The sequence below is a fragment of the Leisingera sp. F5 genome (assembly GCF_001593695.1).
In genome coordinates, this window is the sequence record NZ_LUKH01001435.1 from 1 (window position 1) to 1,031 (window position 1,031).

General features: G+C 64.6%; 1 pseudogene. It reads right to left on the reverse strand.

Features of this window, described 5'->3' with window-relative positions:
• Nucleotides 1-1,031: pseudogene (locus A2I95_RS42055) on the reverse strand (hypothetical protein); the annotation flags it as partial.

Sequence of the window (1,031 nt, forward strand, 5' to 3'; positions counted from 1 at the left end):
GTGCAATGGCCTGCCCCAGCGCAATCGGAGAGCTGGCCGGGGGCACCTCGGGGACTGACAGCTGAATACCCTCGACCGCCGCGCCGAAACCGTCATAGAGCAGCTCCGCGACGTCCTGCACCGCGGTCTTATACCGGGCTTGGGCGGCAGCCTGCAGGCGGCTGGTCATCACCGAATAGGCAGAGCGCAACAGCATCCGCAGCCCGGCGGGATCATACTCCCAGTGGCAGTCCTCGCCCCATTTCTCCAAGTGCTCGATCAGCGCGTGGGTGGCGCGGTCGGTGAATGTGGCATGGGCCCGGTCGGCGCGGTCGCGGAAGGAGACGAGGATCTGCGCGGTCTCGGCTTCCAGTGCGTTCAGATGGGATTTGCAGATGTTCTCAAATGCGGTGCAGGTGTCATGGAGACCGGCCTGCGCGCCGCCTTCGCCCTGCACCCTGACTGCATGTGCCGCCTGCTGGCCGGTGGCAGCGGTAACAGCAGAGCCGGCAACGCGGGCCAGCAGCGGTGTGCCAAGGTCGGTCACGATCCGCTCAGCCACCACCCGGTTCAGTGCAGGCAGTCCGGACAGCTCCCAAACCATGTTCTGGGCCGACAATTCGGCATGGGAACTGTTGACCGAGGCTTCGGCCCAATTGAGCAGCGCGGCAGAACTTGCCTTGTCCATGTTCTCCAGCCCGCCGGTCAGCACCTTGTTGGCCCAATAAGCGCTGCCGAATAGGACGGTTGCGTCCTGGGGGCCGTGATGCGTGTCCAGTGTCTGGCGAATGCTGGCCTTGATCTCGGGGATCTGGGCGGCGGGGTCGGCGAGTTCGTCGATGCGGTTGACGAAGATCACAACCTCACGGGACTTGAGATTGGAGATCATCCGGATCAGCCCCATGTCGACCGAGGTCAGCGCCTGGCCTGCAGACAGCACCACCACGCAAAGGCGGCTGTCGCGGATTGCCTGGATGGTGATCTGCTCGCGCATCATGAAGGTGTCATTGACGCCGGGCGTGTCGCGCAGGCACAGACGGTGGGGCACGCTT